Raw genomic sequence first — 20,293 nt, 5'->3', positions numbered from 1 at the left:
CGGCACCGAGCCCCGGACCGGTGCGTGCCGCCGGTGGGGTGAACTGGCACGATCGTCAGCACCATGACGCTCACCGCGCGGCTGCCCGCCTCCCCCGACCCGGATGACCTGTTCGACGCGTTCGCCACTTGGGCCGCAGACCAGGGCCTCGCCCTGTACCCGGCGCAGGAGGAGGCGTTGATGGAGATCGTCTCCGGCGCCAACGTCATCCTCAGCACGCCGACCGGGTCCGGCAAGAGCCTGGTGGCCACCGGCGCGCACTTCACCGCACTGGCGCACGGGAAGCGGACCTTCTACACCGCGCCGATCAAGGCGCTGGTGTCGGAGAAGTTCTTCGCGCTGTGCGACACCTTCGGCGCGGAGAACGTCGGCATGATGACCGGCGACTCCAGCGTCAACGGCGGCGCGCCGATCATCTGCTGCACCGCGGAGATCCTGGCCAACATCGCGCTGCGCGACGGCGCCGAGGCCGACGTCGGCCAGGTCGTCATGGACGAGTTCCACTTCTACGCCGAGCCCGACCGCGGCTGGGCGTGGCAGATCCCGCTGATCGAGCTGCCGAAGGCGCAGTTCGTGCTGATGTCGGCGACCCTGGGCGATGTCACCCGGTTCAAGGAGGACCTGACCAGGCGCACCGGCCGCGACACCGCAGTGGTGACCTCGGCGCAGCGGCCGGTCCCGCTGTTCTACTCCTTCGGCATGACCCCGCTGACCGAGGCGCTGGAGGAGTTGCTCAGCACCAACCAGGCGCCGGTCTACGTCGTGCACTTCACCCAGGCGGCGGCGCTGGAGCGGGCGCAGGCGCTGATGAGCATCAACGTGTGCACCCGCGAGGAGAAGGAGCGCATCGCCGCGCTGATCGGCGACTTCCGGTTCTCCTCCGGGTTCGGCAAGACGCTGTCGCGGTTGGTGCGCCACGGCATCGGCGTGCACCACGCGGGCATGCTGCCCAAGTACCGGCGGCTGGTGGAGCGGCTGGCCCAGGCGGGCCTGATGAAGATCGTCTGCGGCACCGACACCCTGGGCGTCGGCATCAACGTGCCGATCCGCACGGTCGTGTTCACCGCGCTGTCGAAGTACGACGGGGTGCGCACCCGCATCCTCAAGGCGCGCGAGTTCCACCAGATCGCGGGCCGCGCGGGCCGGGCGGGCTACGACACCCTGGGCACCGTGCTGGTGCAGGCGCCGGAGCACGTGATCGAGAACGAGAAGTCGCTGGCGAAGCTGGGCGACGACCCGAAGAAGCGGCGCAAGTTCGTCCGCAAGAAGCCGCCGGAGGGGATGGTGTCCTGGGGGCTGCCGACCTTCGAGCGGCTGCGCGACGCCGAACCGGAGCCGCTGACCTCCAGCTTCCAGGTCAGCCACTCCATGCTGCTCAACGTGATCGGCCGCCCCGGCGACGCGTTCGCCGCGATGCGCCACCTGCTCGAGGACAACCACGAGGACCGGCCCGCGCAGCGCAGGCACATCCGCCGGGCCATCGCGATCTACCGCGGGCTGCTGGAATCCGGTGTGGTGGAACGGCTCGACGAGCCCGACGAGCAGGGCCGCCGGGTCCGGCTGACCGTCGACCTGCAGTTCGACTTCGCGCTCAACCAGCCGCTCTCGCCGTTCGCGCTGGCCGCCGTCGAGCTGCTCGACCGCGAGTCGCCGTCCTACCCGCTGGACCTGCTGTCCATTGTGGAGTCCACACTGGACGACCCGAGGCAGGTGCTCTCCGCGCAGGCGCACAAGGCGCGCGGCGAGGCCGTGCAGGCGATGAAGGCCGAGGGCATCGAGTACGACCAGCGGATGGAGCTGCTGGAGGCGGTCACCCACCCCAAGCCGCTCGCGGAGCTGCTCGGGCCGATGTTCGAGACCTACCGGCGCGGCCACCCGTGGGTCGGCGACCACCAGCTCTCCCCCAAGTCGGTGGTGCGCGACATGTACGAGCGCGCCATGACCTTCACCGAGTACGTGTCGTTCTACGCGCTGGCCCGCTCGGAGGGCCTGGTGCTGCGCTACCTCGCCGACGCCTACCGCGCGGTCCGCCAGACCGTGCCGGACGAGGCGAAGACCGAGGAGGTCGCCGACCTCATCGAGTGGCTCGGCGAGCTGGTTCGCCAGGTCGACTCCAGCCTGCTCGACGAGTGGGAGAAGCTCACCAACCCCACCGAGGACGGCCAGGTCCCGGTCGACACGGCGCCGCCAGCGGTCACCAGCAACACGCGGGCTTTCCGCGTCCTGGTGCGCAACGCGCTGTTCCACCGCGTGCAACTGGCCGCCCGCCGCGACTACACCGCCCTCGGCGACCTGGACGGCGACGCGGGCTGGGACGCCGACGCCTGGGCGGACGCCCTGGACCCGTACTACGACCTGCACAGCCAGATCGGCGTCGGCCCGGACGCGCGCGGCCCGGCGCTGCTGATCATCACCCAGGAACCCGAGCGCTGGCTCGTCCGCCAGATCTTCGAGGACCCGGCTGGCGACCACGACTGGGGCTTCACCGCCGAGGTCGACCTCTCCGCCTCCGACGAGGCGGGCGCCGCCGTCGTCCACATCACCGCGGTCGGCGAGCTGTAGCGGTGCGTCGGCGGGTGCTCGGATGCCCGCTCCCATAAGGTGCCCGCGACAGGGAGGAGCCAGATGACCAGGGGTGACGGCGACCGGATGGTCCGCTGCGGGCAGGGGCACGAGCACTGGGGCGAGCACGGCGCGGCCGGGTTGCTGCCGGTCGCCGACGGGCACGTCCTGCTGCAGCAGCGCGGGGGCGGCATCAGCGGCAGCGGCACGTGGGGGATGTTCGGCGGCGCGCGCGACAGCCACGAGGACACGATCACCGCGGCGCTGCGGGAGGCGGCCGAGGAGAGCTCGCTCGACCCGACCTTGGTGCGCCCGTTCGGCGTCCTCGTGGAAGACCACGACGGGTGGACCTACGAGACGGTGCTCGCGTCCGCCGACGAGCGCTTCGCGGTGGACCCGGTGTCCGACGAGACCGCCGGGGTGGCCTGGGTACCGGTCGACGAGGTCACAGACCTACCCCTGTTCGGCCCCTTCGCCGCCAACTGGACCCGCTTGCGCGAGTGCCTGGCGCCCCGGGTGCTGGTGGTGGACTGCGCCAACGTGATGGGCTCCCGCCCGGACGGCTGGTGGCGCGACCGCGCCGGAGCCGCCGCCCACCTCCGCGACCGCCTCGCCGCCGCCACCGGCTTCCCCGGCCTACCGCCCTTCGACCTCGCCTACCCGGACATCATCCTGGTCGTCGAGGGCCAGGCCCGGCGCACCAAGGCCGTCCCCGGCGTCACCGTGGTCGCCGCCGACCACAACGGCGACGACAAGATCGTCGAGGTCGCCAAGGACCACCCCGGCTGCCTCGTGGTCACCGCCGACCGAGAACTCCGCACCCGCTGCACCGCCGTCGGCGCCGACTACATCGGCCCCGGCTGGCTCCAAGACCTCCTCCCCGAATAGCCCCCCAGCCCTCGCTCCCTCGGCTCCCGGCGAGCCTCGCACGCCCCCACCCGCCGACCACTCCCCGCGAGCCCCAGCCCCCAAGATCGCGATTGGTCGCCCGCCCCCAGCACCTCGCGCCGCCGTTCCGGAGGCCGCCCCCGCGAACCCCAGCCCCCACCCTGTCCCGGGGGGCGTCCCCAGGCCCAGTCTACAGGGACCCCCTCCCCCGAAGGGGTGACGGCGAAATCCTGTGGACAACTCGGGGCCTTGTGGACAACGCGACCAGCGCGAACGTGGGTCACGGCGGAGCGCGCGAGCGGGATTCACCCGGTGGAACAGCAGGAGAGCCGTCCGCAGCCAGACAAGAACAGCCCGGGGACGGCGCCGAAACCGGGTCCGGACAGCACGAAGGCCGGGAACACGGCGGCCGAATTCCGTGTTCCCGGCCTTGCCCCGTCATCCCAAACGGAAGGTCAGCCCAAACGGGAGGTCATCCCGACGGGGGGTCAGCGGAAGCGGGAGTTGACGCAGGCCAGGCGTGGACCAGCGGTGCCCGCCTCGCCGGGGCCGGTGTGCGTGTGGTCGGCGTGGATCACGACGGCGGCCGCGGGGCGGTCGCCGAAGCGCCAGAGGACGTTGGCGATGGCGATGGCCGAGCCCTTGTCGTCGGTGGCGAAGTCGAGCCAGATCTCGTTGCGGGGGTTGGCGTAGGCCGGGTCGACCGAGGGGACGACCGGGTCGGCCTTGTCCTGGAAGTGCGGGCCGGAGTCGGCGGGGGCGGGGCCGCACGGCTTGACGTGCACGTGGGCGCCGTAGTGCCGGTAGGGCAGCAGGCCGTGCACGTAGAGCAGCACGCTGGTCTTGCGGCCGGTGGCCAGCGGGACGACCGCGACCCGGGCGCCGACCGGGACCTTCTCGACGTCGTAGGTGACCGCCTTGGCGCCCGCGCGCCAGGTCTCGAACACACCGTGCCCGGTGGCCGAGGCGGGGGTGGCGGCCAGGGCCGCGAGCAGCAGAGCGGCGGCCACGCTCAGGAGTTTTCGCATGGCCCCGATCCTCACCGTTGCCGGCGGCGCGCCGTCCCCACTGGCAAGGGGATCACCTCAAGAGGTGAACGATTGGTCTAGACCTCAGCCGGTAAGGACCACGTCAGCGCTCGACGGTCCCCTGGATCACCGTGGGCGGCTCCGGGTCGACCACCACCGAGTCGACCACGATCACCGGCCGCGACCGCTCGGCCCGCCGGATGATCCGGTTGCGCAGCAGCGCCCTGGTCGGCGGCAGCAGCAGGAGCAGCGCCAGCACGTCGCTGATGAACCCGGGCAGCACCACCAGCACGCCCGCCGCGGCGATCAGCATGCCGTCGACGACCTCGCGCTCGGGGGTGCGGCGCAGGAACACCGCCTCGCGCAGCGCGGCCAGGGTGCGGGTGCCCTCGCGGCGCAGCAGGAACCCGCCGAGCAGGGTGGCGGCGATCAGCAGCCCGATGGTGGGCAGCACACCGATGGCGCTGCCGACCGAGACCATCACGGTGATCTCGGCGGCCAGTGCCAGCAGGACGACCAGCAGGATGGGCACTTCGGACTCCCCGGGCTATTTCGATGGATATCCCTCTAACGCACCAGCGCCCCGGAATGCTCCCGCGCCGAGAAACCACAGGTCAGCGCGCGTGTTGAGCGCAGCGTCGCGGTCAAGACCACGTGGTGTTCACCACGGGGGCCGCTTGGCCTATCCCGGATACGCCGAGTTCACACTATTGTCATGAGAACCCCCGGATGACCCCGGGACGCTCCACTCGTGGGTGACGGCCCGACTCCGCACCGGAGAACGACCGCCAGACCCGCGACCGGCCGCACGACGAGGTGCGCTGCCACTTCCGCACGACGAGGTGCGCTCCACCGCCCGAGCCCGGGCGACGCTTTTGCACGCCGCACCGTTTCGAGGCGCGGCACCGGGACTCGCCAGCGGCTGGTGACGCGCGCCTCCGCCCGCCCCCCAGCCGCCCGCGAGGCACACCCGTGTGCGCGCATCCAGAGCACTGGGAGGGCCGCTAGCCATGACGACCCGCCAAGACCTCCTCCGGGGTGGTCTCTACGACGAGCAGTACGAGCATGATGCCTGCGGGGTCGCCTTCGTCGCCGACCTCACCGGCCGCCGAGACCATGGCATCGTCGCCAAAGCTCTCGTCGCCCTGCGCAACCTGGAGCACCGCGGCGCGCGTGGCGCCGAGCCGGACACCGGTGACGGTGCCGGGATCCTGATCCAGGTCCCGGACGCCTTCTACCGCGCGGTCGCGGAGTTCGCCCTGCCCGACCCCGGTGCGTACGCGGTCGGTACCGCGTTCCTGCCCGTGGACGACGCCGCGCGCGCTGACGCCGTCGCCACCATCGAGGCCATCGCCGCCGAGGAGGGCGCGGTCGTGCTCGGTTGGCGCGAGCTGCCGGTCCGCCGCGAGCACGCCGGTGCGACTGCCGCATCGACCATGCCGCACTTCACCCAGCTGTTCCTCGCCGCCGCCGACGGTGTCGACGGGCTCGCCCTGGAGCGCCTCGCCTTCTGCGTGCGCAAGCGCGCCGAGCACGCCGCCGACGTCTACTTCGCCTCGCTGTCGGCCAGGACGATCGTCTACAAGGGGATGCTCACCGAGCCGCAGGTGGAGAGCTTCTTCCCGGACCTGTCCGACGAGCGGGTGACCAGCTCGATCGGCCTGGTGCACTCCCGGTTCTCCACCAACACCTTCCCGTCGTGGCCGCTGGCGCACCCGTACCGCTACGTCGCGCACAACGGGGAGATCAACACCCTGCGCGGCAACCGGAACTGGATGGACGCGCGCGAGTCGATGCTCGCCAGCGACCTGATCCCCGGTGACCTCAAGCGGATCTACCCGGTGATCACCCGCGGCGCCAGCGACTCCGCATCCTTCGACGAGGTGCTGGAGCTGCTGCACCTCGGTGGCCGCAGTCTGCCGCACGCGGTGCTGATGATGATCCCGGAGGCGTGGGAGAACCACACCGAGATGGACCCCGCGCGCCGGGCGTTCTACGAGTTCCACTCGACGCTGATGGAGCCGTGGGACGGTCCCGCGCTGGTGGCCTTCACCGACGGCACGCAGATCGGCGCCGTGCTCGACCGCAACGGCCTGCGCCCGGCCCGCTACTGGGTCACCGAGGACGGCCTGGTCGTGCTGGCCAGCGAGGTCGGCGTGCTCGACATCGACCCGACCACCGTCGTGCGCAAGGGCCGGTTGGAGCCGGGCCGGATGTTCCTGGTGGACACCGCGGCGGGCCGGGTGATCGACGACGAGGAGATCAAGGGCGGGCTGGCCGCGGAGCACCCGTACGGCGAGTGGGTCGCGGGTGGGCTGCTCCCGTTGGCGCAGTTGCCCGCCCGCGAGCGCGAGGTCCCCACGCACTCGTCGCTGGTGCGCAGGCAGCAGGCTTTCGGCTACACCGAAGAGGAACTGACCGTCCTGCTGGAGCCGATGGCGCGCACCGGTGCCGAGCCGATCGGGTCGATGGGCAACGACGCCCCGCTCGCCCCGCTCTCGCGCGCGCAGCGGCCGCTGTTCGACTACTTCAGCCAGTTGTTCGCCCAGGTGACCAACCCGCCGCTGGACGCGATCCGCGAGGAGCTGGTGACCTCGCTGGGCACCCACCTCGGCGCGGAGCCGAACCTGCTGGTGGGCGCGGCCGAGTCGTGCCGCCGGATCACGCTGCCGGTGCCGGTGCTCGACAACGACGAGCTGGCCAAGATCGTGCACGCCGACGACGACGGCGACCTGCCGGAGTTCCGGTCGGTCATCGTGCACGGCCGCTTCGACGTCGACGGCGGCGGGGACGCGCTGCGCGAGCGGCTCGACGAGATCCGCGCCGAGGTGTCGCTGGCCATCCGCGGCGGCGCCCGGGTCGTGGTGCTCTCCGACCGCGGCGTGGACGACGCGCTGGCGCCGATCCCGTCGCTGCTGCTGGTCGGCGCGGTGCACCAGCACCTGGTGCGGGAGAAGACGCGCAGCCAGGTGAGCCTGGTGGTGGAGTCCGGTGACGCCCGCGAGGTGCACCACGTCGCGCTGCTGATCGGCTACGGCGCGTCCGCGGTGAACCCGTACCTGGCGATGGCGACCGTGGAGGACATGGCCGAACGCGGTCTCGTGCGCGGCGTGGCGGACCCGCATGCCGCTGCCCGCAACCTGATCAAGGCGCTGGCCAAGGGCGTGCGCAAGACCATGTCCAAGATGGGTGTGTCCACTGTGGCCTCCTACCACGGCGCGCAGATCTTCGAGGCGCTCGGTCTGGGGTCCGAGGTGGTCGACACCTGCTTCACCGGCACCACCTCGCGGTTGGGTGGCATCGGGTTCGACGTGCTGGCCGAGGAGGTGCGGCAGCGGCACGCGGTGGCCTTCCCCACCGACGGGGTGCACGCCGACCACCGCGAGCTCGCGGTCGGCGGCGACTACCAGTGGCGGCGCGAGGGCGAGCCGCACCTGTTCAACCCGGAGACGGTGTTCAAGCTCCAGCACTCCACCCGGGCCGGGCGCTACGAGGTGTTCAAGGACTACACCCGGCTCGTCGACGACCAGTCCGCAGCGCTCAAGACGCTGCGCGGGTTGTTCGCCTTCAAGGAGGGCGTGCGCCCGCCGGTCCCGGTCGACGAGGTCGAGCCGGTCAGCGAGATCGTCAAGCGGTTCGGCACCGGCGCCATCTCCTACGGCTCGATCTCGCAGGAGATGCACGAGACGCTGGCGATCGCGATGAACCGGTTGGGCGCCAAGTCCAACACCGGTGAGGGCGGCGAGGACTCCGACCGGCTCTACGACCCCCTCCGGCGTTCGGCGATCAAGCAGGTCGCCAGTGGCCGCTTCGGCGTCACCAGCGAGTACCTGGTCAACGCCGACGACATCCAGATCAAGATGGCCCAGGGCGCCAAGCCGGGCGAGGGCGGTCAGCTGCCGGGCACCAAGGTGTACCCGTGGATCGCCAAGACCCGGCACTCCACGCCGGGTGTCGGCCTGATCTCCCCGCCGCCGCACCACGACATCTACTCCATCGAGGACCTCGCCCAGCTCATCCACGACCTCAAGAACGCCAACCCGGCGGCCCGCATCCACGTGAAGCTGGTGTCCGAGGTCGGGGTCGGCACGGTGGCCGCGGGGGTGTCCAAGGCGCACGCGGACGTGGTGCTGATCTCCGGGCACGACGGCGGAACGGGCGCCTCGCCGCTGTCGTCGATCAAGCACGCCGGTGGCCCGTGGGAACTCGGCCTGGCCGAGACCCAGCAGACGTTGCTGGCCAACCGGTTGCGCGACCGGATCGTGGTGCAGACCGACGGGCAGCTCAAGACCGGCCGCGACGTCATGGTCGCCATGCTGCTGGGCGCCGAGGAGTTCGGGTTCGCGACCGCGCCGCTGGTGGTGTCGGGCTGCGTGATGATGCGCGTGTGCCACCTCGACACCTGCCCGGTGGGCGTCGCGACGCAGAACCCGGTGCTGCGGGCCAGGTTCAGCGGCAAGGCCGAGTACGTGGTGAACTTCTTCGAGTTCATCGCCCAGGAGGTGCGGGAGTACCTGGCCGCGCTGGGTTTCCGGTCCATCGAGGAGGCCGTCGGGCACGCCGAGCTGCTCGACACCCGGGCCGCGGTGGACCACTGGAAGGCGGCCGGGCTCGACCTCGCGCCGATCTTCTTCGTGCCGCCGCTCGAGCCGCGCGCGGTGCGCCACCAGGCCGTCGCGCAGGACCACGGCCTGGAGAAGGCGCTGGACAACACGCTCATCCAGCTGGCCGAGGGCGCGCTGTCCTCGGGGGACAAGGTGCGGCTGGAACTGCCGGTGCGCAACGTGAACCGGACCGTGGGCACCATGCTCGGCTCCGAGGTGACCAAGCGGTGGGGCGGCGACGGCCTGCCCGACGACACCATCGACGTGACCTTCACCGGGACCGCCGGGCAGTCGTTCGGCGCGTTCCTGCCCCGGGGCGTGACGCTGCGGCTGGTCGGTGACGGCAACGACTACGTCGGCAAGGGCCTGTCCGGTGGCCGGATCACGGTGCGGCCGCACCCGGGGTCGCAGTACGCCGCCGAGCAGCACGTCATCGCGGGCAACGTCATCGCCTACGGCGCGACCGGCGGCGAGGTGTTCCTGCGCGGCAAGGTCGGCGAGCGGTTCTGCGTGCGCAACTCCGGCGCGCTGGCCGTCGTCGAAGGTGTTGGCGACCACGCGTGCGAGTACATGACCGGTGGCCGCGTCGTGGTCCTCGGGCCGACCGGGCGCAACCTCGCGGCGGGCATGTCCGGTGGCATCGCCTACGTGCTGGACCTGAACCCGGCGCGGGTCAACCCGGAGATGGTCGACCTCGACCCGCTCACCCTGGCCGACAACGACTTCCTGCGCGGGGTGGTGGCCAGGCACGTCGCCGAGACCGACTCGGCGGTCGGCCGGGCGCTGCTCGCGGACTGGGACAACGAGGTCAGCCGGTTCACCAAGGTCATGCCGACCGACTACAAGCGGGTGCTCGCCGCGCGCGCGGCCGCCGAGGCCGAGGGCCGCGACATCGACCAGGCGATCATGGAGGCCGCACATGGCTGATCCCAAGGGCTTTCTGACCACCCAGCGCGAGAACGCCCAGCACCGACCGGTTTTCCTGCGGCTCAAGGACTGGCGCGAGGTCTACGACGAGTTCGGCACCGAGCGCGTGCAGAAGCAGGCCGGTCGCTGCATGGACTGCGGGATCCCGTTCTGCCACCAGGGGTGCCCGCTGGGGAACCTGATCCCCGAGTGGAACACGCTGGTGTGGCGGGAGGACTGGAAGCGGGCGGCCGAGCGGCTGCACGCGACCAACAACTTCCCGGAGTTCACCGGCACGCTGTGCCCGGCGCCGTGCGAGTCGGCGTGCGTGCTCGGCATCAACGACGACCCGGTGTCGATCAAGCGGGTCGAGGTGTCGATCGTCGACCGGGCGTGGGACGAGGGCTGGATCGCGCCCCAGGTGCCGACGGCGCGGACCGGCAAGCGGGTCGCGGTCGTCGGGTCCGGTCCGGCCGGGCTGGCCACCGCGCAGCAGTTGAGCCGCGCGGGCCACGACGTGGTGGTCTTCGAGCGGGCCGACGCCATCGGCGGGTTGCTGCGCTACGGCATCCCCGAGTTCAAGATGGAGAAGGCGCGGCTGGACCGGCGGCTGGCGCAGATGCGGGCCGAGGGCACCGAGTTCCGCACCGGGGTGGACGTCGGCGTGGACATCACCGCCGCTCAGCTGCGGGCCGAGTTCGACGCCGTCGTGCTCGCCGGTGGCGCCACCGCGTGGCGCGACCTGCCGGTCCCCGGTCGTGAGCTGGCCGGGGTCCACCAGGCGATGGAGTACCTGCCGCCCGCGAACCGGGTGGCGGCCGGGCAGCTCGACCGCTCCCCCATCCACGCCGAGGGCAAGCACGTCGTGGTCATCGGCGGCGGCGACACCGGCGCGGACTGCGTCGGGACCGCCCACCGCCAGGGCGCGGCGTCGGTGACGCAGCTGGAGATCATGCCCAAGCCGCCCGGCGCGCGCGCCGAGGCGAACCCGTGGCCGACCTACCCGCTGCTCTACCGGGTGACCTCCGCGCACGAGGAGGGCGGCGAGCGGGTCTACTCGGTGTCGACCACTGAGTTCATCGGCGATGACAACGGCAACGTCCGCGCGCTGCGGCTGGCCGAGGTGGAGCTGGTCGGCGGCCGGTTCACCCCGGTCGCGGGCTCGGAGCGGGAGATCCCGGCAGAGCTGGTCACGCTGGCCATGGGGTTCGTCGGCCCGGAGAAGGGCGCGCTGCTGTCGGACCTGGGCGTCGACCTCGACGAGCGCGGCAATGTCGCTCGCGGCCGGGACTTCCAGACCTCCGTCGAGGGCGTGTTCACCGCGGGTGACATGGGCCGCGGTCAGTCCCTGATCGTCTGGGCCATCGCCGAGGGCCGCTCCGCCGCCGCCGGTGTCGACGCCTACCTGACCCAGCGGTCCGTGCTCCCCCGCCCGATCGAGCCCACGGACCGTCCGCTGGTCTAGGGCTCACCCCAGGCAACGGCCCCCGCGAGCGACGCTGCTCACGGGGGCCGTTCTCACATCCGGGCTATGCCCTCAGCAGGTGGGCACAGCGGTGAGGACTACGGGGTGGGGCTCAACTTCGCCCGGACCTCGCCCACCTTCACATCCGCGACGACAGTGGTCCCCGCCCTGGACACGACGCGCACGGGGATCACCGTGATCTCGTTGGTGGTGACGACCTGCTGGTTGAGGTGGACGGTCACCGACAGCGGCCCACCCGCCACGGGGATGGTCTGGGAGGGCAGCACGCCGTTGAAGGTCTGGCCCGCGACGGTCAGGTTCTGCACGGTCACCAGGCCGGTCCGGCCAACCGTGGTGGAACCCTGGTTGATGGAGGCGATCGCCTGCGAGCTGATCGAGGCCGCCGAGACCACCGGGGGGCCGAGGGGGGCGATCAGCGAGACCCCGGTGATACCCGCCTGGGCCCTGGCAGTGCGCGTGGTGGCGGTGTCGGTCAACGACGCCAGGGTGTTGATGCTGCCGAGGTTGCCGATCACCGGGGCGCTCAGGTTGGGTAGCCCGTTGGTCTGCCCGGTGGGCACGACGTTGGTGGTGTTGACGTTGGCCCTGGCCGCGGCGGGCAGGGGTAGCAGGGGCGGGAGCGCTTGGGCCTCAGCGCCGGTGGCGGTGGCGGATCCGTAGTAGGCGGGGGGCGCTGCCGCTGCGGGCTGGGCGGTCACCACGGCGACCGCGCTCACCAGGGCGAGTGCGGCAGGCATCATCCAGCGTCGGGAGACACTGCGCATTGCTGACTCCTCGATGTCAGGCCCGGGGTTGGGCCACGAGGATCATCGTCCGCCGGATGCCGGGAGCACAGCCGTACAGCGCACGTTCCAGCCGGACGGCCGTGCGAGTTCACCCGAATCCGACACGGGTAAAACGCACGGCCATCCGCACGGGCGACCGCACGGTACCGGCTACCGCCGAACGGAGTTCGATGCCTCCGGACGGGTCCACCGGCGGCCACGAAGGGGCACAATGGCCCTATGAGCGAGCGGTTCACCGAAGATGAGTTCGCGTTCCTGCGCCACGTCCGCTTCGGCGAGCTGCCCGCGCGGGTCCGGCCCGAGGACCTGGTCACCGTCAAGGAGACCGAGCCCGCGGCGGACTACGCCGACCTCGCCTACGACGTGCGCCACCGCGCCGAGGGCTGAGCGCCCCCGGTCAGGACGCGTTCGGCGCGGCGAAGTAGATCGACGCGCACCGCGCGGGCTCGGTGAGACCCACCAGGCCGGTGATGTCGTCGGCGCACGTCGCGTAGTTCGCCTCGGTCGTCGACGTGACCGGCACCGTGACGGTGCAGGTGGGCTGGGTCGCCGCGATCGTGCCCACGACGGCGTAGGTGCCGGGTGACGCGGTGGTGATCGTCGCGCCCGTGCAGGTGGACGTCGCCGCCGCGGGGCTGGTGATCCCGCTCGGCAACGACACCCCGAAGGAGAACGGGACCGCGGCCGGGGTGTCGGAGTTGGCCACCGTCAGCACCAGGTTCCACCGGGTGCCGATCGCCACCGCCCTGGCGCTGTAGGCCGCGCTCAACCCGGGCTGCGGTGCCGCCTGCGCGGGCTGAGCGGCAGCGACCACGACCGTCACGGTCGTCATCGCGAGCACGGCGGACAAGACACGGCGCTGGTTGAACATCCAACTCACCTCTCGGTCGACGTCGGGTCGCTCCCGGCGGTGTGGTGGTACCCACCCTCACCCGCGTACCGGCGTCCACGCTGTCCGTCCCATCCGGACAGGTGGTCGTTTTCACCCGGCAGAACCGCCCTTGGACGCGTACGGCTCCTCGAAGTAGATCGACGCGCAGGAACCGAGCGTGGTCGGCCCCGTCAGGTCGGCGATGTTCGCCGCGCAGGTCGGGTAGACGCCCTGGCCTGCCGCGGTGACCGGGATCGTGATGGTGCACGACGGGGTCGCGCCGGAGAGGATGCCGTCGATGTAGAGGACGTCGGCGGGCAACGCCGTGCGGAAGGGCGGGATCACGATGCCACCCGGGTCGGGCGGGGTGTCACTGACCGTGGTGTCCACACAGGTGCTGGTCCCCGCGCCGGGTCGGGTGATGCCCAGGGGAAGGGTGAGCGTGAACGAGAACCCGTGGGTGGCGAGGATGTCGGAGTTGGTGACGGTGAAGACCAGGGTCCTGGTGGTGTTCACCGCGGAGGCGCTGACGCTGTAGGCGGCGGACAGCCCGGGCAGTGGCGCGGCCACCGCCGGGAGCGCGGTCGCGAGCAGTCCGGCCGCCGCCAGGCAGGTCCCGGCGGCGAGGTAACGGACGGAAGTCATGGCGTTCCACCTCTCGGATCGACTGCGTGATCCCTGTCGGGTACCCAGACCCCGGGTTCGCAGCGGTCCACGGTGGACATTCCCCCGAGTGGGTGGCGGTGTGGCCACCCACCCGGGTCGGCTCACAGGTTGATCATGTGTCCGGCCAAGCCGTGCACCGCTTCCTTGACCGCCTCGCCCAGCGTCGGGTGCGCGTGCACGTTGCGCGCCACCTCGTGCACGGTCAGGTCCCACTGCTGCGCCAGGGTCAGCTCCGGCAGCAGCTCGGTGACCTCGGGGCCGATCAGGTGCCCGCCGAGCAGCTCGCCGTGGGTCTTGTCGCTGATCAGCTTCACGAAGCCGACCGGCTCGTTGAGGCCGTGCGCCTTGGCGTTGGCGGTGAACGGGAACTTCGCGACCTGGACGTCGTAGCCCTTCTCGCGGGCCTGCGCCTCGGTGTAGCCGAAGCTGGCGACCTGCGGCTGGCAGTAGGTCGCGCGCGGGATCATCACGTAGTCGAGCTCCATGGTCTCCGCGCCCGCGATGGTCTCGGCGGCGATGACGCCCATGGACTCGGCGGCGTGCGCCAACATCAGCTTCGCGGTCACGTCACCGATCGCGTAGATGTGGTCCACCGAGGTGCGGCAGAACCCGTCGATGTCGATGGCCTTGCGGTCGGTCAGCTTCACACCGGTGTTCTCCAGGCCGTAGCCCTCGACCCGCGGCACGAACCCGATGGCCTGCAACACCTTGTCGGTCTCGATGACGTCCTGGGCGCCGCCCTTGGACACCGTGACCTTCACCTTCGCGCCGGAGTCGTCGATCGACTCCACCTTGGTGCCGACCCGCACGTCGATGCCGAGCTTCTTGTACCGGCGCAGCAGTTCCTTGGAGACCTCCTCGTCCTCCAAGGGAACCATCCGGTCCAGGAACTCGACGATGGTGACCTTCACGCCGTAGTTGTGCAGCACGTAGGCGAACTCGACGCCGATCGCGCCCGCACCGGCGATGACGATGCTGTCGGGCAGCGTGTCGGCGAGGATCTGCTCCTCGTAGGTCACCACGCGCTCGGACAGCGAGGTGCCCGGCAGCAGGCGCGTCGTGGCGCCGGTGGCGATGATCGCGTTGCCGAAGGTGACCGACTCGGTGCCACCGTCGGACAGGGCGACGTCGATGGTGTTCGCGTCGCGGAAGGTGCCCCACCCGTTGTACTGGGTGATGCCGTTCTTCTTCATCAGGTAGTGCACGCCCTTGACGCGGCCCTCGGCCACGGTGCGGGAGCGCTGGAAGGCGACACCGTAGTCGAGGCTGATCGAGCCTTCGACCTGGATGCCGAACGTCTTGGTCTCGTGCTGGAGGATGTGCGCCAGCTCCGCGTTGCGCAGGAGGGCCTTGGAGGGGATGCAGCCCACGTTGAGGCAGACACCGCCCCAGTAGCGCTCCTCGATGATCGCGGTCTTGAGGCCGAGCTGGGTCGCCCGGATCGCCGCGACGTACCCGCCCGGTCCCGCGCCGACGACCACGACGTCGAAGTGTGTGCTCATGCCCCCACGATATTCGCCCGCACGGGGTGGTCGCCCACGCAGGGCTCAGCCGTTGACGGCCACGCCGCCGGGGGTGTCGGAGGCCACAAGTCCCAGCGTCCCGGTCAGCCCGAGCACCCCGGCCAACCTGGGTCGCGTCCGGATCCGCCGCTCCCCCACCGCCAGCGCCTCGGCGACGTCGGCGACCACGTCGAGCCGGGCCAACACGCCCGGCCCGACGGGATCACCGAGCACCGGTACCACGGTCGTCGGCACCCCGGTCAGCTCCCGGACCCGGCCCTGGCCGACGAGCACCAGGCCGCGCACGATCTCCGGGAACTCGGCGACGACCTGGCAGGCCACCTCGGTCAGCGCGGTGTGCGCCACGACCTGGGTGCGGGTGGCGCGGTCGGCCAGCGTCTCCAGCACGTCCTCCAGGCGGTCGAGCGACCCGGCGCCACCGGCCTGCGGCGGCACGGCGCACCAGGCGACCTGGTAGAGCTGCTCGAGCGGGCGCCAGGCATCGGGCAGCTCCCTCGGGCGCGTCGCCGACGGGCTCAGCACCACGACCGCGGGACCGTAGTCCAACCCGCGCCACAGTGGTGCTCTCGCCGACGAGAGCGTCGCCAACCGGTCGCTGCGTGCCATGAGCGCCTCCCGAGTCCGATCCCGCCCCGTCCCCGGGATTACCCAGGTCAGGTGGTTTCAATCACTCGATAGCGCCGATCAGGGCGCAGATCACAGCGCGGGCTCAGCCCGGCTGCTCGCCGTCGGACTGGCGCAGCACCGCGAAGTTCAGCTGTCCCTGCGGGTCGGCCTGCACGTCGAGCACCTTGTCCGACAACAACTCGGCCGCGCCCGGCTCGAGGAACACGTGCGCGCCGGTCGGCGCCGTCACGACCTCGTCGCCCGCCACCGGTTCCGGCGCGAGCGCCACCGCGAGCGGGGTGCCCTCCACCTGCGGGGTCACCAGGGTGAACCGCAGCCCACCGGTCTCCGGGATGCCGTCCTGGGCCGTCAACGCGCTGATCGCGTCCGCAGCAGCCTCTGTCACCGCCAGCATGTCTGGCTCCTTTCCGTGTCACCTTGTCGTGCGGCTCGCGGTACCCACGGTAGGGGCGGCGCACACGCCCCGCCGGACGGAGCCAGACCCGCCTTGTGCCCGCTTCGGCGTGATCTTTAGAGTGCTCCGGTAGCGGTTGAGCAAGCAGCCGCAGCACGCCGGGGGCGACACCCGGGCACATGCCGACCCAGCGGTTCGCACCGAGGGGTCCTGTCGCCGCCCGGCACTCGCGTGAAGCGAGGGGGCTGCGTGCTGCCCGACCCCCGCCTGTCCTGGCGGCGGTGTCGCTCGTGCCGCGCCCCCTCGCCGAACGCGCCCCGCGCGTCGTCCCCCAATGGCGCCCGGGATCGGCCGATTGGACGTGGACCGGGAGGGAAGACCGCCATGGGCACCGCGGTGCGAAGACCGCATGAGCGAGCCGGGGGGTGCCGGTGACGCCGGACCCGATCTCGCGGGTGGCCCAGTTGCAGTCCGAGTTGGACGGTCTGCGGCGCGCCCTGCGCACCAGGGCGACCATCGAGCAGGCCATGGGCGTGCTGGTGGTGCTGCGGCGGTGCTCGCCGAAGGAGGCGTTCGACGCGCTGGTTCGGCTGTCCCAGCAGTACAACACCAAGCTGCACCGCGTAGCGCACCTGGTGGTCGGGCTCTTCGCCGAACCGTCGGTGGAACCGCTCGACAGCTACCTGCGGCGCAACATCGACGGCCTCGACGACGACCTGGCCCAGGCCGAGCGGACCGGACCGGTCGGCCTGGACGAGGCGCTGCTCGACGCGGCGCGGGCGCTGGCCGAGGCGGGCCAAGGCCAGGCCGAGGTGGACCAAGCGGTGCGCGACCTGCACCGGGTGCTGGTCGAGCAGGGCTGGGTGCCGCCGTACGACGTGCTGGGTCCGATGGCCGACACCTCGCGCGCCTGAGGCAGGTCACGACGATGACCGCCACCCGAACGCGCAGGTGTCCGCGCCCGCGATTCTGGGTACGTGGTGCACATGACGGGGACCCGGCGGCGATGAGCGGACGCGGAGAGCGCGACAGCCGCGGCCCGCTGGCCGGTTTCGGGCTACCCGGCCCCCGGCCGGTCGGCGACCGGGTCGTGGTGCGGGTGCGCGCGGACGCGGTCAACCTGCCCGTGATGCGGGAGGTCGCCGCGACGACGGCGGCCGCGGGCGTCGACACCCTGGCGGCCACGGCGGACGTCGTGCTCGCCGTCGATGAGGTGTGCACGACGCTCATCGCGCTCGCCGAGCCGGGAGCGGTGGTGGACTGCGCGTTCGTGCGGCACGCGGGCGCGCTGGGGATCGAGGCGTCGGTACCGGCCCCGCGGGGCGCGGCACCGGACACCACCTCGTTCGGGTGGCGGGTGCTCACCGCGCTCGCCACTAGTGTCGACTGGGGTGTGAGACCGGGGCCGGACGGGAGAGCGACAGTGCACATCAGCGTCGTGCTGGCCAGGACGGCGGTGCTCGGGTGAGCGCGGAGACCCCGACCAGCTCCTCGCACGAGTACAGCCACCTCGCGCCGCTGTTCGCCGAGCTGGTGGAGCTGCCCGAGGGCGACGGCAGGCGCGAGGCGGTGCGCGACAAGCTGGTCACCGGGCACCTGCCGCTCGCCGAGCACATCGCCATGCGCTTCGCCCACCGCGGCGTGGCCCGCGACGACCTCACCCAGGTCGCCACGGTCGGGCTGATCCACGCGGTCGACCGGTTCGACCCCGGCCGCGGCATCGACTTCCTGTCCTTCGCGGTGCCCACCATCATGGGCGAGGTCCGCCGCTACTTCCGGGACACCGCGTGGTCGGTGCGGGTGCCGCGCAGGCTCAAGGAGCTGCACCTGACCATCACCGCCGCGGGCAACGAGCTCTCGCAGCGGCTGGGCCGGGCGCCGACCCCCAGCGAGATCGCCACCCACCTGGGGATGAGCCGCGAAGAGGTGTACGAGGGTCTGGAGGCGGGGCAGGTGTACCAGTCGGTGTCGCTCGACGAGGCGCTGTCCTCCGGCGACCCCGACTCCGACCCGCTGGCCGACACCCTCGGCGAGGACGACGCGGCGCTGCTGGGCATCGAGGACCACGAGTCGCTGCGCCCGCTGATCGAGCGGCTGCCCGAGCGCGAGCGGCGCATCCTGCTGCTGCGGTTCTTCAAGAACATGACCCAGACCCAGATCGCGGAGAAGATCGGCGTCTCGCAGATGCACGTGTCCCGGCTGCTGACCCGCACCCTGGAGACGCTGCGTGCCGGGCTGGTCACCGACGAGCGCTGAACAGCGCCGATCCGCCCGCCGTGGTCCACACTGGAGGCAGGGGACACGGGCAGGAGGCTGGCGTGGCGCGACCGATCTGGCACGGTGCGATCAACTTCGGGCTGGTCACGGTCCCGGTCGACCTCTACGGGGCCACCGAGGACCACACCATCAGCTTCCGGCAGTTCGAGCGCGGCACCAGCGACCGCATCCGCTACAAGCGGGTCAACGAGCGCACTGGCGCCGAGGTCGCCTTCGCCGACATCGTCAAGGGCGCGGAGGTCGGCGGCGGCGAGTACGTGATCATCGAGCCGGAGGAGCTCGACGAGATCGCGCCGGGGCGCTCCCGCACCATCGACATCTCCTCGTTCGTGGCGCTGGAGGAGATCGACCCGATCCACTTCCAGAAGACGTACTGGTTGGCGCCGTCGAAGGAGGAGTACGGCAAGGCCTACGGCCTGCTCCTGCAGGCGATGCGCAAGACCAACCGGGCGGGCGTGGCCACCTTCGTCATGCGCGGCAAGGAATACCTCACCGCGATCCGCGCCGGTGACGACGACCTGCTGCTGCTGACTACCATGCTGTTCGTCGAGGACCTGCGCGACCCGGCCAAGGAGCTCAAGTCCCTCCCGGAGATCACCCCGGCGCGCGGCAAGGAACTCGACATGGCCATCACCCTGGTCGACTCGATGACCGAGCAGTGGAACCCCGCCGACTACCACGACACCTACACCCAACGCGTCGAGAAGCTCATCGACGACAAGAAGGCGGGCCGCGAGGTCGTCGTCGGCGAGGAACCCAGCTCCCCCACCAAGGTCGTCGACCTCTTCGAGGCCCTGAGCAAGAGCGTGGAAAGCCGCAAGACCCGCCGCCCCACCTCCCCCACCCCCAGTGACGACCTCGATACCCTCAGCAAGGCCGACCTGGACAAACTAGCCCGCGAACTGGACATCAAGGGCCGCTCCAAGATGACCCGCGACGAACTCCAGAAGGCGGTGGCCGCCACAACAAGGAGGGCCTCATGACCTGCCCCGACTGCGCCACCGCCCTGGACCACTGCCACGGCACCCTCATCCCCACCCACTCCACCTGCACCACCCCGTCCTGTGTGGACCTAGACCCCGCCCGCCACCCCCTAACCGCCACAGACGACGACCTACTCCCCCACCCCACATCCCTCCCCGCCGCCGCCTAACCCCTCCACCCCAGACGGTCAGCCCCCGCACCACCTCCTGCAGCCTCACCCCCTTCCGGCAGCGCTCGACGGCCACCCCGGCCCCGCGCCCCCAGGGCCCCGCACACACACCGCCCCACGCTCCCCCAAGTCCCCACGCCCAGTCCCACCCCCACCCCACCCGACGCGACTGGCGACGACCCCACGACGTTGGCTCAAAAACACCCGCCGACAACGTTGGCCCCAACCGCCCGCCGACGACGTTGGCCGCCCCGCGCTCCACGAAGGCGCTGGTGCCAGGCCGGCTCGATGGGGTGGACTTGTTGTGTGCGGGGGAGGACCACCCGTAGCGTCGTTGCGCGGACAGGGCCATGCTTTTCGGCCCCTGCTTTTCGGTCCTGCCACGGGTGGTCTCGGGGCCCCGCACACAACAAGTTCGCCCTATCGAGCTTCGCTCGAAACTCGCGCCTATCCGCAATGCCGCAGGCGAGCCGACGACCGCAGCGAAGCGAAGGCACGAGACCCGGACTCCCCCAGCTCAACG

Annotated in this window: 18 protein-coding genes; 10 read left to right on the top strand and 8 right to left on the bottom strand. The window is 71.4% G+C overall.

Going from position 1 to position 20,293, the window contains the following annotated elements; all coding sequences use genetic code 11:
• The first annotated feature begins 63 nt into the window (after positions 1–63).
• Together LV79_RS21265 and LV79_RS21260 are read left to right on the top strand one after the other, a co-directional pair.
• Positions 64–2,562 (top strand): DEAD/DEAH box helicase, encoded by a 2,499-nt coding sequence (locus LV79_RS21265; RefSeq protein ID WP_253839754.1) that lies wholly within the window; start codon positions 64–66, stop codon positions 2,560–2,562.
• A gap of 63 nt (positions 2,563–2,625) precedes the next feature.
• Positions 2,626–3,450 (top strand): NUDIX hydrolase, encoded by an 825-nt coding sequence (locus LV79_RS21260; RefSeq protein ID WP_253839752.1) that lies wholly within the window; start codon positions 2,626–2,628, stop codon positions 3,448–3,450.
• Positions 3,451–3,938: 488 nt separating this feature from the next.
• Here the strand turns inward: LV79_RS21260 and LV79_RS21255 are convergent, their stop codons facing one another.
• Both LV79_RS21255 and LV79_RS21250 read right to left on the bottom strand, forming a co-directional pair.
• On the bottom strand, positions 3,939–4,478 hold the full coding sequence (locus LV79_RS21255) for a superoxide dismutase (protein ID WP_253839750.1): 540 nt from the start codon (positions 4,476–4,478) through the stop codon (positions 3,939–3,941).
• A 103-nt stretch (positions 4,479–4,581) separates the two neighbouring features.
• Positions 4,582–5,010, bottom strand: a complete 429-nt coding sequence (locus LV79_RS21250) for an FxsA family protein (protein WP_253839742.1) — start codon at positions 5,008–5,010, stop codon at positions 4,582–4,584.
• Positions 5,011–5,488: 478 nt separating this feature from the next.
• Between LV79_RS21250 and gltB the strand changes: the two genes are divergently transcribed.
• Together gltB and LV79_RS21240 are read left to right on the top strand one after the other, a co-directional pair.
• Positions 5,489–10,009: a glutamate synthase large subunit gene (gltB, locus tag LV79_RS21245; RefSeq protein WP_253839740.1), complete on the top strand. Its 4,521-nt coding sequence runs from the start codon at positions 5,489–5,491 to the stop codon at positions 10,007–10,009.
• The gene (locus tag LV79_RS21240; RefSeq protein ID WP_253839738.1) at positions 10,002–11,453 is read left to right on the top strand and encodes a glutamate synthase subunit beta; all 1,452 of its coding nucleotides are present in this window, start codon (positions 10,002–10,004) and stop codon (positions 11,451–11,453) included. Before gltB ends, LV79_RS21240 begins: the two co-directional genes overlap by 8 nt.
• Positions 11,454–11,551: 98 nt before the next feature.
• Here LV79_RS21240 and LV79_RS21235 read toward each other — a convergent pair whose 3' ends face one another.
• Positions 11,552–12,238, bottom strand: coding sequence for a hypothetical protein (locus LV79_RS21235; protein WP_253839729.1), 687 nt, complete (start codon positions 12,236–12,238; stop codon positions 11,552–11,554).
• A 240-nt stretch (positions 12,239–12,478) separates the two neighbouring features.
• Between LV79_RS21235 and LV79_RS21230 the strand changes: the two genes are divergently transcribed.
• The gene (locus LV79_RS21230) at positions 12,479–12,646 is read left to right on the top strand and encodes a hypothetical protein (RefSeq protein ID WP_253839727.1); all 168 of its coding nucleotides are present in this window, start codon (positions 12,479–12,481) and stop codon (positions 12,644–12,646) included.
• Positions 12,647–12,656: 10 nt separating this feature from the next.
• On the opposite strand, the gene LV79_RS21225 is transcribed toward LV79_RS21230, so the two are convergent.
• From LV79_RS21225 to LV79_RS21205, 5 genes are all read right to left on the bottom strand, one after another.
• Positions 12,657–13,130, bottom strand: coding sequence for a DUF7933 domain-containing protein (locus tag LV79_RS21225; RefSeq protein ID WP_253839725.1), 474 nt, complete (start codon positions 13,128–13,130; stop codon positions 12,657–12,659).
• Positions 13,131–13,241: 111 nt separating this feature from the next.
• A complete protein-coding gene (locus LV79_RS21220) occupies positions 13,242–13,775 on the bottom strand; it encodes a hypothetical protein (protein WP_253839723.1) in 534 nt (177 codons plus the stop codon).
• A 122-nt stretch (positions 13,776–13,897) separates the two neighbouring features.
• Positions 13,898–15,298 (bottom strand): dihydrolipoyl dehydrogenase, encoded by a 1,401-nt coding sequence (gene lpdA, locus LV79_RS21215; protein WP_253839721.1) that lies wholly within the window; start codon positions 15,296–15,298, stop codon positions 13,898–13,900.
• 45 nt (positions 15,299–15,343) lie between these two features.
• Entirely contained in the window at positions 15,344–15,925 is a 582-nt protein-coding gene (locus LV79_RS21210; RefSeq protein ID WP_253839720.1) for a hypothetical protein, read from the bottom strand.
• 103 nt (positions 15,926–16,028) lie between these two features.
• A complete protein-coding gene (locus LV79_RS21205) occupies positions 16,029–16,340 on the bottom strand; it encodes an iron-sulfur cluster biosynthesis protein (RefSeq protein ID WP_253839718.1) in 312 nt (103 codons plus the stop codon).
• 431 nt (positions 16,341–16,771) lie between these two features.
• Between LV79_RS21205 and LV79_RS21200 the strand changes: the two genes are divergently transcribed.
• From LV79_RS21200 to LV79_RS21180, 5 genes are all read left to right on the top strand, one after another.
• On the top strand, positions 16,772–17,254 hold the full coding sequence (locus tag LV79_RS21200; protein ID WP_253839715.1) for an ANTAR domain-containing protein: 483 nt from the start codon (positions 16,772–16,774) through the stop codon (positions 17,252–17,254).
• A gap of 92 nt (positions 17,255–17,346) precedes the next feature.
• A complete protein-coding gene (locus LV79_RS21195; protein WP_253839714.1) occupies positions 17,347–17,808 on the top strand; it encodes a hypothetical protein in 462 nt (153 codons plus the stop codon).
• Positions 17,805–18,596, top strand: a complete 792-nt coding sequence (locus tag LV79_RS21190; RefSeq protein ID WP_253839712.1) for a SigB/SigF/SigG family RNA polymerase sigma factor — start codon at positions 17,805–17,807, stop codon at positions 18,594–18,596. The genes LV79_RS21195 and LV79_RS21190 overlap by 4 nt, the downstream gene beginning before the upstream one ends.
• A 62-nt stretch (positions 18,597–18,658) precedes the next feature.
• The gene (gene ku, locus LV79_RS21185) at positions 18,659–19,600 is read left to right on the top strand and encodes a non-homologous end joining protein Ku (protein WP_253839704.1); all 942 of its coding nucleotides are present in this window, start codon (positions 18,659–18,661) and stop codon (positions 19,598–19,600) included.
• Entirely contained in the window at positions 19,597–19,770 is a 174-nt protein-coding gene (locus LV79_RS21180) for a hypothetical protein (RefSeq protein ID WP_253839700.1), read from the top strand. The genes ku and LV79_RS21180 overlap by 4 nt, the downstream gene beginning before the upstream one ends.
• The last annotated feature ends 523 nt before the right edge of the window (positions 19,771–20,293 follow it).

The sequence above is a fragment of the Actinokineospora globicatena genome (assembly GCF_024171945.1).
Lineage (GTDB): Bacteria > Actinomycetota > Actinomycetes > Mycobacteriales > Pseudonocardiaceae > Actinokineospora > Actinokineospora globicatena.
Note: the sequence above shows the minus strand (reverse complement) of the source record. Positions and strands in the feature narration are given on the sequence as shown.

What these genes read in the sequence shown, in the direction of transcription:
- LV79_RS21265 (WP_253839754.1), top strand. Translation starts at nt 64, where the DNA reads ATGACGCTCACCGCGCGGCTGCCCGCCTCCCCCGACCCGGATGACCTG.
- LV79_RS21260 (WP_253839752.1), top strand. Translation starts at nt 2,626, where the DNA reads ATGACCAGGGGTGACGGCGACCGGATGGTCCGCTGCGGGCAGGGGCAC.
- LV79_RS21255 (WP_253839750.1), bottom strand. Translation starts at nt 4,478, where the DNA reads ATGCGAAAACTCCTGAGCGTGGCCGCCGCTCTGCTGCTCGCGGCCCTG.
- gltB (WP_253839740.1), top strand. Translation starts at nt 5,489, where the DNA reads ATGACGACCCGCCAAGACCTCCTCCGGGGTGGTCTCTACGACGAGCAG.
- LV79_RS21240 (WP_253839738.1), top strand. Translation starts at nt 10,002, where the DNA reads ATGGCTGATCCCAAGGGCTTTCTGACCACCCAGCGCGAGAACGCCCAG.
- LV79_RS21235 (WP_253839729.1), bottom strand. Translation starts at nt 12,238, where the DNA reads ATGCGCAGTGTCTCCCGACGCTGGATGATGCCTGCCGCACTCGCCCTG.
- LV79_RS21230 (WP_253839727.1), top strand. Translation starts at nt 12,479, where the DNA reads ATGAGCGAGCGGTTCACCGAAGATGAGTTCGCGTTCCTGCGCCACGTC.
- LV79_RS21225 (WP_253839725.1), bottom strand. Translation starts at nt 13,130, where the DNA reads ATGTTCAACCAGCGCCGTGTCTTGTCCGCCGTGCTCGCGATGACGACC.
- LV79_RS21220 (WP_253839723.1), bottom strand. Translation starts at nt 13,775, where the DNA reads ATGACTTCCGTCCGTTACCTCGCCGCCGGGACCTGCCTGGCGGCGGCC.
- lpdA (WP_253839721.1), bottom strand. Translation starts at nt 15,298, where the DNA reads ATGAGCACACACTTCGACGTCGTGGTCGTCGGCGCGGGACCGGGCGGG.
- LV79_RS21210 (WP_253839720.1), bottom strand. Translation starts at nt 15,925, where the DNA reads ATGGCACGCAGCGACCGGTTGGCGACGCTCTCGTCGGCGAGAGCACCA.
- LV79_RS21205 (WP_253839718.1), bottom strand. Translation starts at nt 16,340, where the DNA reads ATGCTGGCGGTGACAGAGGCTGCTGCGGACGCGATCAGCGCGTTGACG.
- LV79_RS21195 (WP_253839714.1), top strand. Translation starts at nt 17,347, where the DNA reads ATGAGCGGACGCGGAGAGCGCGACAGCCGCGGCCCGCTGGCCGGTTTC.
- LV79_RS21180 (WP_253839700.1), top strand. Translation starts at nt 19,597, where the DNA reads ATGACCTGCCCCGACTGCGCCACCGCCCTGGACCACTGCCACGGCACC.